Raw genomic sequence first — 15,916 nt, 5'->3', positions numbered from 1 at the left:
TAACCCTCTTCTTAAGCGAAGGGGGTTATTTTTTATTCCTAAAATACCCCTAACGCCTCCGTACATCACAATCGTATCCATCTAAAAAAACTCTGGAGGTAATGAAAATGACAAAACTTCAACCCGAAACACTTCTTCTACACGGTGGACAAAAACCGGATCCTGTAACAGGTTCACGCGCAGTTCCAATTCATAGAACCTCTTCTTTTGTATTCCGTGATACAGAGCATGCTCAAAAATTATTTGCACTACAGGAAGCAGGCAATATCTACACACGCATCACAAATCCGACTGTTGCAGTTTTTGAAGAGCGTATTGCGCTTCTTGAAGGTGGTACGGCGGCAGTTGCATTGTCATCTGGCATGGCGGCTATTGCATTTTCCATTTTGAACGTTGCAGGGGCCGGAGATGAAATTGTTGCAGCAAGCAACTTATACGGTGGTACGTATAATCTATTCGCCACTACGCTACCGCGTTATGGAATTAATGTGAAATTCGTAGACGCAACAGATCCTGAAAATTTCCGTGCAGCAATTACAGATAAAACAAAAGCCGTATTCGCAGAAACAATCGGTAACCCGGGTCTTCATGTTCTTGATATTGAAGCGGTTGCGAACATTGCGCATGAAAATGGTCTACCGCTTCTCATAGATAGTACATTTGCATCGCCATATGGTTCGAATCCTATTGAGTTCGGTGCGGATGTTGTCATCCATTCTGCTACAAAATGGATTGGTGGGCATGGTACGACAATCGGTGGAGTTGCTGTTGATGCGGGAACATTCGATTGGACACAAGGGAGGTTCCCTGGCTTCACAGAGCCGGATGCATCATATCATGGTCTTCGTTACGGAATTGATACAGCAGCAGCGGCATTTGCGACTAAGCTACGCGTTCAACTCTTGCGTGACTTTGGGCCATGCTTAGATCCGGATAGTGCATTCAACTTCCTCCAAGGACTTGAAACGTTGCACCTGCGTGTGACAAGGCATAATGAAAATGCCGTTAAGGTAGCGGAGTTCTTGAAGAAACATCCATCTGTTGAATGGGTAACATATACAGGCAACGAAGATCACCCATCTTATGACCTTGCGAAAAAGTACTTGAAAAACGGTTTCGGTTCCATTATTGTATTTGGTATTAAAGGTGGACGCGATGCAGGCCGAAATGTAATTGATAACGTTAAGATCTGGTCGCATGTTGCGAACGTTGGGGATGCAAAATCGCTGATTATTCATCCTGCTTCAACGACGCATCAGCAACTTGGACCTGAAGACTTGAAAAAGTCGGGCGTAACAGAAGAATTGATCAGACTATCAGTTGGGCTTGAATCTGTAGAAGATATTATTGCAGACCTTGCACAAGCGATTGAACTAGCAGTACCAGTAACGGTATGATTTTCGGGTAAAAGGAAGGGCGTGACAATCGTGAAGACGGGAATTGTAGAAATCGGTAACATGACATTGGAATCCGGTGTCGTCTTAGAAAATGTACAGCTTGCTTATGAAAGAAAAGGCAGTCTGGATAGACCGATCGTCTTAGTTTGTCATTCCTTGACAGGAAATCACGTGACAGTTGGAACGGATGAAAACCCGGGTTGGTGGAGCGGGCTTGTCGGCCGAGGGAAAAGTATCGATACGAACGGGTTATCAGTCATCTCTTTTAACGCACTTGGCGGAAGTAACGGATCAACAGGACCGTTAGCTGTTAATCCAGCCACGGGTGAGTTTTATAGGAACTTATTTCCGGAAGTAACAATCCGCGATATGGTGCACGCGGAACGGAGAGCGTTGACGGTACTTGGTGTCAATAGATTACGGGCGGTCATCGGGGGTTCGTTTGGTGGCATGCGTGTACTTGAATGGGGCATTTTGTATCCCGAAGATATGGATATTCTATTCCCAATGGCTGTGACGCCGCAAACAACTAAAATAGGGAGCAGGCAATCTCCTTTTGGAAATAGCAGAAATGATATGGAGAGTTTCTATCCCTTAATCCATGCCATGAATACACATGATATCGGCCGTGATCGGGGGGGCATTGAAATAGCTTCCAGCCGGATAGCTGCAAAAGTAGTGGCCTTTGCGTTTACGAACGATCCGATGTGTCCGACGGAAGAAACTCGAACGTTTGTCCATATGATTCCAAATTCAATCTATTGTTTGGTCAATACAAAAAATGGCCATGAAAGCTTTTTAACGGAATTTGAAAAATGGGGACTTGTCATCAACCAGTCCATGGAGGTGGCGGTATGCCGTCAATCAAAGTCGCTCTACTTGGCTTCGGCACTGTAGGTGAAGGGATTTATAGGATTTTGAATGAAAGAAAAGAAGAGATTAAACGAGAAACCGGCTGTGTAATCGATATCGTTTCTATCTTGGTTCGGGATGAGGCGAAAGAGCGTCTAGCAACACCTGGAACGAGGATAACGGACGACATTCAGGAAGTTTTGTCAAATCCGGACATTGACTTCATCTTTGAGGCGATTGTAGGGGAGGAGCCCGCTTATACGTATCTTTCGGAAGCGATAGAAAATGGTTTTCATGTTATAACAGCAAATAAGACGATGTTTGCGAAACATGGTACAGCGTTGCTAAAGCATGCGAAGTTCCGCGGAGTTCACTTTGGTTACGAAGCAACGACAGCGGGCGGTGTACCGATTATCCGTACGGTGACAAACTTGTTACTGACAGATCGAGTGCGACGAATTAGAGGTGTTTTGAATGGTACTTCTAACTTTATCTTGACGAAGATGCGGGAAGAGGGAATCCCGTTTAAAGCCGCACTTCATGAAGCACAGGCGCTTGGTTATGCGGAAGCAGATCCAACGGACGATATAAGTGGCAAAGATGCCTTTCGGAAACTGATGATTTTGAGTGCACTTGCCTTTGGTAGTCAACCAAATTGGCAGGGCGTTTCGGTTGTTGGGATTAACAAGGTTACAATTGAAGATGTAGCGGATGCATCTAAGGCTAAACTTCGTTATCGGCATATCGCTGATATTTTGATTGATGAAAAGGGAATATTGCACGGTAGTGTGGGGCCGGTACTTATTGGCCCAGAACATCCGCTATATGGTGTTGATGGCGTAAATAATGCAATTATTGTTGAAACTGATTATCTTGGTGCGCTCACACTTGTTGGTCCGGGCGCAGGAATGTACCCAACGGCGAGTGCAATGGTTGGGGACTTCCTTCAAATGATTGGGAAACGTGAAAAAGTTCTTGTTACTAGTTAAGAAAAAGCGATTCCATATATGGAATCGCTTTTTGGTCATTATTTTAATTTCATCAACTTTAATTCGGCTTTCAACGCTTTAAGCAATGCGACAACCATGAGCAGCAAGACGAAAGAAAATGGTAGTGCAGCGATGATAATTGTGTTTTGCAAAGCGGTAAGACCGTTGACAGATAGCAAAATGAGCGCAATTGTCGACTGAATAACGCCCCAAATGAGCTTCACATTATTCGGTGGCGTCAATGAACCGTTTGTTGATTGCATACCGAGGACAAAAGTTGCTGAATCCGCCGATGTGATGAAGAATGAAATAATCAATAAAATCGCACAAATGGATATTATGAACGACAAAGGCATAACATTGAACATTTCAAAAATAGTTAGTTCTGTACTTGGTACTGTCAAGTCGGCAAGTCCTTTTTTCTGGATATCAATCGCTGTCGAACCAAACGCTGAGAACCAAAATGTAACCAGGAGTGTAGGCGCAGCAAGTACGCCAATCATGAACTCCCTAATTGTCCGGCCTTTTGAAATACGAGCAATGAACATACTGACAAACGGTGCCCAAGCAATCCACCATGCCCAGTAGAAAATTGTCCAACCATCGAGCCATTCCCGATCAGTGGAATTCAAAGGCGCTGTGCCGAAACTCATTTGGATAAGGTTTGAAAAATAGCCGCCAAATGAATCGGTGAACATATTGAAGATGAGCAATGTCGGTCCAAGAACGACGATAAATCCAAGAAGTACTAGTGTCAGGACTAAGTTTGTATTCGACAAATACTTGATACCTTTGCTTAACCCAGACCATGCAGATATCACGAACAAGACCGTGATGACTGCAATGATGACAAACTGTGAAAAGATAGATATCTTAACATCAAATAAGTAGTTGAGGCCTGCATTAATTTGAACAGCACCGAAGCCGAGAGATGTAGCGACGCCGAATGCTGTCGCAAAAACGGCGAGTACATCAACGAGAGTACCCCACGGACCAACCATTTTTTTGCCGAATATCGGCTTCAATGTTGCTGAAATTAATCCCGGTTCACCTTTACGGAACTGGAAGAAGGCTAGAGATAGTGCGGTAACTCCATACATTGCCCATATGTGGATACCCCAGTGGAAGAATGATTGACGTAAGGATTCTTTAAAGGCGGCATCTGTATTGGGATCTTCCGAAGCAGGGCTGATTGCAAAGTGTGATAACGGTTCAGCGGCACCATAAAAGACGAGGCCGATTCCCATCCCGGCAGAGAACAGCATGGCAACCCATGTAACTGTTGAAAACTGCGGGCGGTCCGTATCTTTTCCAAGTCGGATTTTTCCGTATGGACTGACGATAAAATAGAAACTAAGTACTAACATAAATGACATGAGTAGCATATAGTACCAACCAAAAGACGACGCAACAAAGTTTTTGGCATTAGTTGTGACAGCAGCGAAATTCTCGGGTGCTAACGCGCCATACCCGACGGTCAAAATAATCAGACCGATTGTGATATAAAAGACATTTGAAATTTTCTTCATAATTCCCCCTCGTGTAACTGGTAATTTAGAAACAGCTTCTTACTATACTAGTAAAGTGCTTTTAAAGCAATCAATCGGTGTGTTTAGTATTGCCGTTTATAGCGATTTTCATTCCTTTACCCTACTTACTCGTAATGAAAACCCATTTTTAAAAAAATCGGCTGAAGACGTGTGTGTCCTCAGCCGGTTTTTTAATCTTCATCTTTAATGTCACGATCGGGTGGGATTGGTTCGTTCCGCCATTCATCGATTTGGTGTTTCAACATTTCGAGCTGTTCCAAATAGAGACCAAACTGATCTTTGTTAATGAGGAATTGTTCCCCATCATGGACGGAACGGATACGACCTTCCCGCACGTACTTTTCTACTTGTCCGACGGGCATGCTTAGGTGTTCGGCGGTTTCTTGAATGGAGATATACATCGTAACCCTCCTAGAAAAGTCCCCGCCAATTCAATTGTAGACAAAGTGGCAGGGGACGTTTTGGTTAAATCAACTTTTCGAAATTAAGACGTTTATTCAAAGCTATCATAATCGGAATTCCGATTGCCATGACAACAAATTCGCCGATAGCAACTGTTAACCAAGTAAGTAGGAAAGGTAGTCCTAACGCTAGGTTCAACTCGAAAGCAATGATGAACATTGTAAAGGTGAAGACAAGCGTGTTGAAGACCATTCGCTTGACCATTCCGGATATGAATTTAGCAGAAAAGATTGTGATTGAAAGAGCTAGGATTGATTGGCTTACCCCGAAAAATAGGTCATACATGCCAAGCGGGGAAAATAAGTTTGTCACAAACACGCCGAGTACAATGCCGAATATAAATTTCTTATTGAACACGACGAGATGGTTGAACATCTCAGGGATCCTAAATTGGATGGCTGCGTATGCTAATGGTGCTATTAATAGGGATACAGCTACATATAAAGCGGCGATAATTCCGCTAATGGCCATTGTTTTTATCTTCATTATTCTTTTCCTCCTAGTTTTTTTAGCGTGGGATGGTTGACGAACCACGTGTTAAAAGCCTGCAATACAGTGTATCATAGTGTTTTTGATTCGTACATGTCAATACATGTGAAAAACGAAGAGGTATGAATATGGGGAGGGTAAATATTGGTGTTCGATGCCTAGTGGGAGCAATGATTCTACTAGATATAGATGAATGTAGTCAGTCAGAAAATGGGGAAAGAGCTTTAAACCTCTAGGGGATAATAGCTCTTTTTGGAGGTATTTATTAGCGCTCTAACCTAAAGGGTTGTACGCTTTGCCATCCAGTTCCGAATGGCAGTAATAACTTCTTTCAATTCCATCCCGGTATCCGTAAGTTCGTATCCAATTATAGTAGAAGGCTCCAATTGTTTTTTTATAACAAGGCCTTCTTTGATTAATTCATTTAGCCGTTCTGTTAAAAGTCGATCTGATATCCCTGGAATACCCTCAGTGATTTCATGAAAACGCTTGGGTCCGGACATCAGTGTATAAATAATTACCCCCATCCATCTCTTGCCAATAAATTCAATCGTATCGTGAAAGTTGTTGCAGACATGTGATGAAATCCCACAATCATTCGGTCGATTCACTAGTCAAACCTCCATTCTGCTTTATCTTTCATCTATCTTAACATGTATCGTTAGGGTTGACACATCCAACTTACTAATGGTAAGTTGTATGCAATCACTTACTATTAGTAAGTCGGAAAAGGGAGGCAATACAATGACTACAACATTAGATTCAAATTTATATAGTGTAATGAACGCAAGGAAATCAGTGAGGGTGTTCGATCCGAACGCTACAATCGGAAAAGAAGAAATTGCAGAAATGCTGAAGTTGGCTACAATCGCTCCTTCATCCAGTAACCTACAATCTTGGAGCTTTATCGTTTTTCAAGACGCAGAATTGAAGAAGGAACTGAAGACAATCGCCAATAATCAAGCTGCCGTTGAGGACTCTTCTGCTGTTATTGCGGTCTTGGGGAATATAGATGCGTATAAGAAAGTGGAACAAATTTATACACAAAACGTGGCAGAAGGACATATGGATGATTCTATTAAGGATCTCACAATTGCCAGTACGAATGCAGTTTATCCAAATATGCCAAGAGAGGTAAGGGCGAACATTGCTTCTTTCGATGCAGGGCTTGTTTCTATGCAATTGATGTTGATTGCTAAAGAAAAAGGCTATGATACTTTACCAATGGGTGGCTTTGATAAAGTGAAATTTGCTGAGAGATTCGACCTTCCCGGTGATCAATTCCCAGTTGTACTGATCGCTTTAGGAAAGGCTGCTGCCCCGGCCTACGGGTCTTCCCGCCTGCCTTTAGATGAGGTTGTACGTTTTATATAAGAACGAATTTTGCCCGAGATGCTACCTACATTTCGGGCTTTTTGTATAAATACATTTAATATCACGGGTGTTGATTAACCAGTAAATCCCTGCTTACTTTTGTGGTAAATCACTAGGGACTCTTTGTACAGGTGGTTGGATTGTTAGGACTGAATGGCTACTTAATCCAACTTTATAGCATTCCCTTTTCGATTTTATAGAAGTGTCACTTTCTAAATGGCGTTACACTGTTACTTGTATTATCTTTCCCAAAATAAGTAGGGAAGGCATTATTAAAAGCGGTATAGTGCCCGAAATTTCATCTTCGGGCACTTGCAATCCCTATAGAAAGGTAGCTATTCTTTTATTATCCAAAGTCAGCCGAAAACGAACAAGAGAAAATGGATACTTTCACGTTTTTCTTACAAATGCTTCATATAATAAAATGGATAATTAACAGACTTGATTTACTATTAAGGTGTTGGGGAATTTAGTTTTTGTGGTATCTTCTACTATAGAGAGAGTAAGGGGGAATCACTTTGTCACAACGTATTTCATATCTAGTCGTGCTGTTTGGAGCGATCCTTTGGGGAACGACGGGCACCGCCCAAACATTTATGCCGCAAACGATACATCCGTTAGCGGTTGGGGCATCAAGGCTTGCAGTAGGGGGTTTTTCATTACTAGTTATTTTGCTCATTATGCGTAAAATCGATTTTCGAAATTGGCCGTGGAAATCTACCCTGTACGCAGCTATTTCAATGGCTATTTTTCAATATTTATTTTTTTCTTCTGTCAGATTAACGGGGGTTGCTATCGGCACGGTCGTCACAATCGGGAGTGCTCCAGTTTTTTCCGGAATCATTGAATGGTTATTAGTAAAACGCCGTCCCACCCGAGTGTGGATTATGGCGACAGCACTTGCAATTATAGGGTGTGCACTGCTCTTTTTAAATAAAGATGGTATCGTTGTTAATCCAGTGGGAATTGCGATGTCACTTGGAGCTGGTTTGTTGTTTGCCTTTTATACCCTCGTCAATAAAGACGTGCTAGAAAAGGTAGATCCTGTGCCTGCTGTTGCGGTTATCTTTTCGATGAGTGCGATAATGCTCATGCCATTCTTGTTTTTATTCGAAACGGAAGGGCTCATGACAGGGCGTGGAATTTCTGTTGTGTTGTATCTTGGAATAATCACAACCAGTGTGGCATATATCCTCTTTTCTGCAGGATTGAAACGGATACCTTCATCGTCAGCAGTCACGCTGTCACTTGCTGAACCACTTACTGCTGCTATATTGAGTGTAATTGTTGTAGGAGAGCGACTGAATGGAACGTCTTGGATGGGGATCGCGATGTTGCTTGGTGGGATTCTTGTGTTGACGTTGAGTGGTAGAAAAGTCAAAAGTCCATTGTAAAGATGACAGGCACCTAGATAAACATGGATGTTTGAACAATTATGTATGTTTGTACAATACGAAAACTAGAAATACAGCTTTGTTGTGATAAAACGGGTCTATATTGGTGTCTTAGATAGAAATTGACCTTCTTGTCCTTATAAGAAAACACCCTCCTGTTTAGTCGATTTAGTTACTAACTAAATCGATGCAGGGGGTGTTTATTTGTGTTTCACCAGATTATTCACTGGCTAATGGACTTTATTCAAATTTTTAAGCTTGGCACATTTTATTCATAAAATGTGCACCTAGAATTGCTACCAAACAAATTGAGCCTACCATCCAAAATGTCACAGAATTTATCCCACTGAACACTTGTTGATAAAACAGAGCTCCAAATACTCCACCAAGTAATGGACCAACAATCGGAACCCAGGCATAACGCCAATCAGATGAACCCTTTCCGGGAATTGGTAAGAAAAAGTGAGCGATTCTTGGACCTAAGTCACGTGCGGGGTTAATGGCAAAGCCGGTTGTTCCTCCTAGTGACAAACCAATGGAGAGGACAAGGAATCCGACAATAAGTGGATTAAGCCCTTCCGTAAATTCATTTGCACCAATCGCTAATATCCCAAGAACGAGTACGAATGTACCGATCATTTCACTTACGAAGTTGGAAAGTGGTTTTCTTATGGCTGGACTGGTTGAAAATACTGCCAACTTTTGGTCTGTAGCGTTTGTTTCTTTCCAGTGTGGTAAATAATTAATGTAAACAATGACTGCCCCGATAAATGCTCCAATGAGTTGAGCTAAAATATACGCCGGAACATTTGCCCAAGGAAAAGCACCGATTACGGCTAATCCTACTGTGACTGCCGGATTAATATGGGCGCCGCTTATCCCGCCTACCGCATAAATAGCTACTGCTACGGCGAGTCCAAAGCCCATCGTGATCACAATCCAGCCGGAATTTTGTGATTTAGTTTTATTAAGCACGACTCCGCCAACAACACCGCAACCTAAAATCACTAGGATCATCGTTCCAACTAATTCACCTAAAAATGCCGACATAGGAAATCCCCCCTGATTGTCGATACGGGATAGAAAAACATCCACAGCTAATTTTCGAACTTCCGAAGTTTTTGTCGTGGATGTCATCTATGTTAAACGAGTTATCTTTTTATCAATCCGTGTGGATCGATAACGAACTTTTTCGCTGCACCCTTATCAAAAACTTGGTATCCATTCGGTGCTTCTTCTAATGAGATAAGCGTAGCATTCACTGCCTTGGCAATTTGAGCTTTACCGCTCAGTATTGATTTCATTAAAAATTCATGGTATTTCATGACAGGCGTTTGCCCTGTAACAAAATGATGTGCTTTTGCCCACCCTAGTCCCATTCGAATTTTCAGCGTCCCGAATTTGGCATCTTCATCAGTTGCTCCTGGGTCTCCCGTTACGTATAAACCTGGAATACCTAACTTTCCTCCAGCGCGTGTCACTTCCATAATCGAGTTAAGAACAGCCGCAGGTGCTTCACCACGATTTGGTCCGTTTCCGTGTGCTTCGAACCCGACACAGTCAACAGCACAGTCAACTTCAGGAGTTCCAAGAATTTGTGCAATTTGTTCGCCTATATCATCATGCTGACTAAGATTGATCGTTTCACACCCGAAGCTTCTCGCTTGTGCCAATCGTTCTTCAATCATATCTCCTACAATGACACATGAAGCACCTAGTAGTTGTGCTGAATGAGCGGCTGCTAATCCTACAGGGCCGGCACCAGCAATATACACCGTCGAACCGATTGTGACTCCAGCGCTGTATGCTCCATGAAATCCTGTAGGGAAAATATCTGATAGCATAGCCAAATCAAGAATTTTTTCCATTGCTTGTGCTTTATCTGGAAACTTTAATAGCTGGAAATCAGCATAAGGAACCATTACATACTCCGATTGTCCGCCGACCCAGCCACCCATATCAACATAACCGTAAGCTGATCCAGGGCGGTCTGGATTTACATTTTCACAAATATGAGTGTCTTGTGATTTGCAATTTCTACAGCGACCACAAGCGATATTAAAAGGTACGGAGACAAGATCTCCGACTTTCATGAATTCCACATCCCGACCTGCCTCAATGACTTCGCCGGTAATCTCGTGTCCTAATGCTAGACCGCTTGGTGCAGTTGTCCTACCGCGCACCATGTGCTGATCACTCCCGCAAATATTCGTAGCAACCACTTTTAGAATGACCCCGTGATCACACTTGCGTCCGACATTCAATGGGTTTACCCCGGGTCCATCCCGTAACACCAAGTCCGGAAAGCCAATATTTTCAATTGAAACTATTCCTGGCTTATTGTATACAACAGCACGGTTTGACATTAACATTACCCCCAATAGTAGTTTGTCCATACACCCTATCAATATGTAAGTCTCTGTCCAAACATGCAAAAATCATTTGAATTGACTGGGTGACAGTCACTTAGTCAATTCAAAAACAAACATAAAACATCGATTAAATGTGTTTGTTTAAAATTCTGATATAACTCACCTTAAGACTTTCTTCATAATTACAGTTGGTAATTGTTAAGATTTGGCGGGTACAATAGGTATCATAGAGTTAAGAAAAGCGAGGTGCGGAAGATGGCGAAGTTCACGGTGTTGGTAGCGGATGACGATCAGGATATCCGTGACGGGATTGAAATTTATTTGAAAAATGAAGGATACAACGTACTAAAGGCTGCGGATGGCAAAGAGGCGCTCGAGTTATTGGAGGCGAACGACGTCCATCTTCTCATTCTCGATATTATGATGCCGAACATGGATGGTATTACAGCGACATTCAAAATTAGGGAAGCGCGCAATATCCCGATTATCATGTTAAGTGCAAAAGCGGAGGACTCTGATAAAATTCACGGTTTGTCTGTTGGCGCCGATGATTATGTAACCAAACCGTTCCATCCAATGGAGTTGATGGCGCGGGTGAAGTCGCAATTACGTCGTTATATTCAATTTGGTACGTATGACGGTCAGAAAAAAATTGAAGTTGACGGTCTTGTTCTTGATGAAGAAGCGAAGGAAATAACGGTCGAGGGCGATGTTGTGAAGTTGACGCCCATTGAGTACAAAATCACAGAATTGCTAATGAAAAATGCGGGGCGCGTGTTTTCCATCAATGAAATCTATGAACGCGTCTGGAACGAGGCGGCGTACAATGCTGAAAATATTGTTGCTGTCCATATACGTAAAATTCGCGAAAAAATCGAAGCAGATCCGAAAAATCCGAGATATGTAAAGGTGGTGTGGGGCATTGGTTACAAAATCGAAAAATGATTACACTGCTTTTTGGTCAATTCTTGCAATTGTTATTGCTGCACTGAGTATTGGTTATTGTTTCTCCCACATCATCGATTTAGTTGGTAATGGTGTGGAACGTTCGAACCGGGCAATTGCCCAATTTAACCGGCTAGTCAAAGGAGGCGTTTAACGATGAAGAATAATAAATCACCCCTACTATTATGGGCTGTGCTTGTATCTGTATTTTTACTGGCACTCATTTCGATTGTACAGACCGGTCCAAAGTTTGTCGGGAAAAGTTATGTAGATACAGATGATTTTAAAGCCAATATGGACGCATTTTATGAAAGTATCGGACCGACCATATTGAATCCAATTGATATGGAAGAAGCAGAAAAAACGATTACAGTAGAAAAGGAGGAAATTGAAGCACATCGAAGCAGGTTCGGAACCCTGTCTGAGCAAATCACAAATATTCAAGACCAATACACGGATCGGATTGCTGACGCAGAAGCGGCGAAAAATGAAAAGGTGAAAACCGCTTTAATAGAGGCCAGAGATATAAAAATTGATGATATCCGCAAAAACTTTGAAAGTGATGTGCATGTAGAAGCAAAAATTAGGGCTGAAAAAGCATCTATTTTGAAGCGCTATTTGGTTGAAAATCATAGGGTTAGTTTTGAAAGTTTCCCAGTCGTATATGAATTCAAAGATACTAAAACAGGAGAAACATTCTCTTCGGGGAACATCGATGCTCCTGCCGCATATAAGAGGACATTTGATGGAGCTAAGGGTTATTTTACAGCACAGTCATTACCTGTGGAGAGAAATTGGAGCTCAGTGGGTTATGGGGACAGCACTACTAATTTAGAATGGAACGATATGTTGTTAATTAGTAACCCCGCACGAACATTCGAAGGCAAGGTCATCGTCCCGATAAGTGCATTGAAAGAGGAGCTACTTAGTCACCAGGTAAAGCGATACAACCAAAACAAATATTTCTCGTTTGTTCTTTGGTTAGTTGGAGCACTTGCGTCGGTTGCATTATTCACAAAACTTCGATTTAATCGTGAGTGGGTTACGGGAAACAGATTATCTGATAAATATAACCAATTTAAAGTTGATATGAAAGTGGTCTTATTGTTTATTTCTATTTTGGCGATGTACGCCGTACTAAATGTCGTTTCTGGCAGATTTCATTATTTCTTTTTTAACAACAGTCTCAATACGTGGATTATGAACATAATCCAGTTTGCCTTTTTACTTCTGTTCCTATTGGCAGTTGTATTCCAACTCGTTAATTTCGTTGATCGGCTGAAAAGGGACGGGATACTTGAAAAGGACATTGCAGATAGTTATACAGTGGGCTTCTGCAAGACTTTTCATGATATGTTCTTGAAAAAATCAATCGGTATTCAAACACTTATATTACTAACCGGCTTTTTCCTTGCTGGAATTGGTTTCATAGTCGTACTTCTTATGCCTGCATCTCTAATTGTCTACATTCCAGCCGTTCTGTTTCTAGGCTTACCAGCACTCTTCACATTGGTGAAACGGTCAGCGTACTTAAACCGAATAATGGTGGCGACAGAAGCGATGGCGGCAGGACGTCTTCATGAAGAAATTAAGGTTGAAGGGAAATCACCACTTGCCGAACACGCTAAGAATTTGAATAATTTGCGTGAAGGTGTCCGTAATTCAATGACTGAACAAGCGAAAAGTGAACGTCTAAAAACGGAGCTTATTACGAATGTCAGTCATGATCTTCGGACACCATTGACGTCAATTATTACGTATACGGATCTCCTGAAAAAGGAAGACATTACAGCCGAAGAACGTACTAAGTATGTAGATATTTTAGATAAAAAATCACAGCGTTTGAAGACATTAATCGAGGATTTATTCGAAGTATCGAAAATGGCAAGTGGTAACTTGGAGCTTAACAAGCAGCGTGTTGATATGACGCAGTTACTTCAGCAAGCCCTTGCGGAGCATGAAGAAGAAATTTCGAAATCAGGACTAGACTTTAGGGTGAATTTCCCTGATGCTGCGGTCGTTGCTTATCTAGACGGGAAAAGATGGTGGCGCGTTTTGGATAACTTAATTGTCAATGCCATCAAGTACACATTGCCAGGCACCCGCGTCTATATTACGCTGCGAAAAGTAGGCGATACGGCCGAATTCGTCGTGAAAAATGTGACGAAGTACGAGCTCGGTGAAAATACCGACGAATTATATGAACGCTTTAAACGGGCGGATACGTCACGCCATACAGATGGCTCAGGGCTTGGCCTTGCAATTGCGCAATCCATCGTTGATTTGCATAATGGGAATATGAAAATCGAAGTAGATGGGGATTTATTCAAAGTAACGGTCGTCGTGGCGGTCTAACAAATATATATATAATAATAAGCTGTACGCAACGTCCTTATACAGAGGGGTAATGCGTACAGCTTTATTTTTCACAATGACTACCTATATATATACTGAGCGAAGGCATCCCCTAGCACAGTTGCGATTTGAATGGAGTTCTTTATTTGAATAGTTATTTTGCAGTCTTATTCAATAGAAATACATGATATAGACACCGATGAGTAATACGCCAATATCTGAACTCATGTGAATTATCCAAGAGGGCAATATTGTTCCACTTTTTTCATTGGCGAGTTGAAAGATAACTCCGCCGACCCAGAGCCCTGTCACAGCGAGTATAAGAAGAGTTGGGTTGAACCATGGAAGAAAAATCGAGATATGATAAATGGCAAACAGGAATGATGGTAAAATAAACCGAATCCGAGACTCGCCAACAAGATTTGGCAACAGACCGCGGAAGTAAAATTCCTCTAACATCGAATTACCGAACAATATATAGAGGGCGATGAACGGGAATGTTGTAGTCGTTATACCTGCGCCAGCAAGGTCAGCTAGAAGCGCATCAATGTCTATGAAGGGCTGTAAGAAGATGAACGCGATGATGATAATCCCCATGATTGCAACCCCAGAACCAATCGCGGTCATCATGCTTTTTCGATCAGTTTGGCGCAATCGTAAGAATGGGAATTCCGCCTTGCGGAATAAAATGAGTGGGAGGATTAGGAAAAGAATCATTTTCGCCACTGTTTTCCATATGTATGCAACTTCTACGGATTGTTCAATCCACAGTAGAAAAATGATGCTCAATAACGATAAAATAATTCCCTGTATCATAGTAGAACCTCCAATCACTGATTCAGTATTTGACGACTAATTAATGTATTAGGTTTCATTGAAATGAATAAAATGGAAATATAGAAAGGGAGCGCTTTTCAAGCGCTCCCTAAGAAAAGATATAATGCTAGCAAGTGCTTGGTACTTGATGCCTAACATCCTTAATTAACCAATAAAGCAAGCACCAATAATAATTAACAGGATGAAAAGCACAATAATTAACGCAAACGAGCTTCCGCCCTCAGATCCCCCGTATTGACCCATTGTCAACACTCCTTTCATGAATGGTCTAATTTAGCTTATGCAAACAGATTACTAGGCGATAAGTACAAACGCCTTTACGTCTGTTGAAAAAATGTTTGCTTTCGGTCATTTAGTGGAATAGTTTAGCAAGACGCGGGAATTGGAGTGGCCATCCTGTCGTGGATAATGGGATTCTACTTGCTTGTTTGATGAAATGTGTTGTATCATTAATTTAAAATGTGGGAATCGAATCACTATTCGGGAAAGTGGTGGGCATCCATTAGGTGCACCGATACCGAAGTGGAAAGGCCGTTCTCCGAATTGCTATTCGAAGAAGGAGGATCAATAGATACTATGACAAAATCAGATGGTAAGTACCCAAACAAAGAAGATCTTGAACCGAAAGTGAAAGGGGCAGCTAATTCCGATGAGCTTCCACTCGCGGATCCATCCGATTCGAATACATCGGATGTCTTTAGAAAAAACACCTTGGTCAAGACTGGTGAGAACGAACAGTCAGCATATGGAACATACAAAACAGACACGGGTTATAATAAGCCGAAGTCGGGCGAACAATACCCATCTGGAGAAAAACAAAAAGAAGACAGCAAGTTTGATCAAGAAACACACGATAAATGGAATGAAGAGAAACCGAATGAGGATCCATTTAAACCATGA

At 41.9% G+C, this 15,916-nt stretch carries 17 protein-coding genes and 1 riboswitch; of the genes, 9 read left to right on the top strand and 8 right to left on the bottom strand.

Going from position 1 to position 15,916, the window contains the following annotated elements; genetic code table 11:
- The first annotated feature begins 107 nt into the window (after positions 1 to 107).
- Genes H2672_RS01640 through H2672_RS01630 form a run of 3 tightly spaced genes read left to right on the top strand, consistent with a single transcriptional unit; the run spans position 108 to position 3,238 of the window.
- Complete coding sequence (locus H2672_RS01640) at positions 108 to 1,397, top strand: O-acetylhomoserine aminocarboxypropyltransferase/cysteine synthase family protein (protein ID WP_186668228.1); 1,290 nt, start codon at positions 108 to 110, stop codon at positions 1,395 to 1,397.
- 30 nt (positions 1,398 to 1,427) lie between these two features.
- Entirely contained in the window at positions 1,428 to 2,294 is an 867-nt protein-coding gene (locus tag H2672_RS01635) for a homoserine O-acetyltransferase family protein (RefSeq protein ID WP_186668227.1), read from the top strand.
- Positions 2,252 to 3,238, top strand: coding sequence for a homoserine dehydrogenase (locus H2672_RS01630; protein WP_186668226.1), 987 nt, complete (start codon positions 2,252 to 2,254; stop codon positions 3,236 to 3,238). Before H2672_RS01635 ends, H2672_RS01630 begins: the two co-directional genes overlap by 43 nt.
- A gap of 38 nt (positions 3,239 to 3,276) precedes the next feature.
- On the opposite strand, the gene H2672_RS01625 is transcribed toward H2672_RS01630, so the two are convergent.
- The 4 genes from H2672_RS01625 to H2672_RS01610 form a co-directional block, all read right to left on the bottom strand.
- Entirely contained in the window at positions 3,277 to 4,767 is a 1,491-nt protein-coding gene (locus tag H2672_RS01625; protein ID WP_186668225.1) for a BCCT family transporter, read from the bottom strand.
- A gap of 191 nt (positions 4,768 to 4,958) precedes the next feature.
- A complete protein-coding gene (locus tag H2672_RS01620; RefSeq protein ID WP_186668224.1) occupies positions 4,959 to 5,189 on the bottom strand; it encodes an excisionase family DNA-binding protein in 231 nt (76 codons plus the stop codon).
- 64 nt (positions 5,190 to 5,253) lie between these two features.
- On the bottom strand, positions 5,254 to 5,736 hold the full coding sequence (locus H2672_RS01615; protein WP_186668223.1) for a QueT transporter family protein: 483 nt from the start codon (positions 5,734 to 5,736) through the stop codon (positions 5,254 to 5,256).
- A 7-nt stretch (positions 5,737 to 5,743) separates the two neighbouring features.
- A riboswitch (PreQ1 riboswitch) is annotated at positions 5,744 to 5,790 on the bottom strand.
- A 227-nt stretch (positions 5,791 to 6,017) separates the two neighbouring features.
- Positions 6,018 to 6,350, bottom strand: a complete 333-nt coding sequence (locus H2672_RS01610; RefSeq protein WP_370569576.1) for a winged helix-turn-helix transcriptional regulator — start codon at positions 6,348 to 6,350, stop codon at positions 6,018 to 6,020.
- A gap of 133 nt (positions 6,351 to 6,483) precedes the next feature.
- On the opposite strand from H2672_RS01610, the gene H2672_RS01605 reads away from it, so the two are divergent.
- Both H2672_RS01605 and H2672_RS01600 read left to right on the top strand, forming a co-directional pair.
- Positions 6,484 to 7,113 (top strand): nitroreductase family protein, encoded by a 630-nt coding sequence (locus H2672_RS01605; RefSeq protein WP_186668222.1) that lies wholly within the window; start codon positions 6,484 to 6,486, stop codon positions 7,111 to 7,113.
- 518 nt (positions 7,114 to 7,631) lie between these two features.
- Positions 7,632 to 8,507, top strand: coding sequence for a DMT family transporter (locus H2672_RS01600; RefSeq protein WP_186668220.1), 876 nt, complete (start codon positions 7,632 to 7,634; stop codon positions 8,505 to 8,507).
- A 252-nt stretch (positions 8,508 to 8,759) separates the two neighbouring features.
- On the opposite strand, the gene H2672_RS01595 is transcribed toward H2672_RS01600, so the two are convergent.
- Positions 8,760 to 9,557, bottom strand: a complete 798-nt coding sequence (locus H2672_RS01595) for an MIP/aquaporin family protein (RefSeq protein ID WP_186668218.1) — start codon at positions 9,555 to 9,557, stop codon at positions 8,760 to 8,762.
- A gap of 101 nt (positions 9,558 to 9,658) precedes the next feature.
- Positions 9,659 to 10,879, bottom strand: a complete 1,221-nt coding sequence (gene fdhA, locus H2672_RS01590; RefSeq protein WP_186668216.1) for a formaldehyde dehydrogenase, glutathione-independent — start codon at positions 10,877 to 10,879, stop codon at positions 9,659 to 9,661.
- Positions 10,880 to 11,134: 255 nt separating this feature from the next.
- Between fdhA and H2672_RS01585 the strand changes: the two genes are divergently transcribed.
- The 3 genes from H2672_RS01585 to H2672_RS01575 are packed head-to-tail and all read left to right on the top strand — an operon-like array spanning position 11,135 to position 14,179.
- Entirely contained in the window at positions 11,135 to 11,824 is a 690-nt protein-coding gene (locus H2672_RS01585; protein ID WP_186668215.1) for a response regulator transcription factor, read from the top strand.
- Positions 11,802 to 11,978: a hypothetical protein gene (locus H2672_RS01580; RefSeq protein ID WP_186668214.1), complete on the top strand. Its 177-nt coding sequence runs from the start codon at positions 11,802 to 11,804 to the stop codon at positions 11,976 to 11,978. Before H2672_RS01585 ends, H2672_RS01580 begins: the two co-directional genes overlap by 23 nt.
- A 2-nt stretch (positions 11,979 to 11,980) precedes the next feature.
- Complete coding sequence (locus tag H2672_RS01575) at positions 11,981 to 14,179, top strand: sensor histidine kinase (RefSeq protein WP_186668213.1); 2,199 nt, start codon at positions 11,981 to 11,983, stop codon at positions 14,177 to 14,179.
- 171 nt (positions 14,180 to 14,350) lie between these two features.
- On the opposite strand, the gene H2672_RS01570 is transcribed toward H2672_RS01575, so the two are convergent.
- The gene (locus H2672_RS01570) at positions 14,351 to 14,995 is read right to left on the bottom strand and encodes a CPBP family intramembrane glutamic endopeptidase (protein WP_186668212.1); all 645 of its coding nucleotides are present in this window, start codon (positions 14,993 to 14,995) and stop codon (positions 14,351 to 14,353) included.
- A gap of 165 nt (positions 14,996 to 15,160) precedes the next feature.
- Positions 15,161 to 15,259, bottom strand: a complete 99-nt coding sequence (locus tag H2672_RS01565) for a YjcZ family sporulation protein (protein WP_186668211.1) — start codon at positions 15,257 to 15,259, stop codon at positions 15,161 to 15,163.
- Between the two features lie 333 nt (positions 15,260 to 15,592).
- On the opposite strand from H2672_RS01565, the gene H2672_RS01560 reads away from it, so the two are divergent.
- A complete protein-coding gene (locus tag H2672_RS01560) occupies positions 15,593 to 15,916 on the top strand; it encodes a hypothetical protein (protein ID WP_186668209.1) in 324 nt (107 codons plus the stop codon).

Origin of the sequence: Sporosarcina sp. BP05 (assembly GCF_014282005.1) — a bacterium.
In the GTDB taxonomy this organism is placed as follows: domain Bacteria; phylum Bacillota; class Bacilli; order Bacillales_A; family Planococcaceae; genus Sporosarcina.
This window is presented reverse-complemented; position numbering and strand designations above follow the sequence as displayed.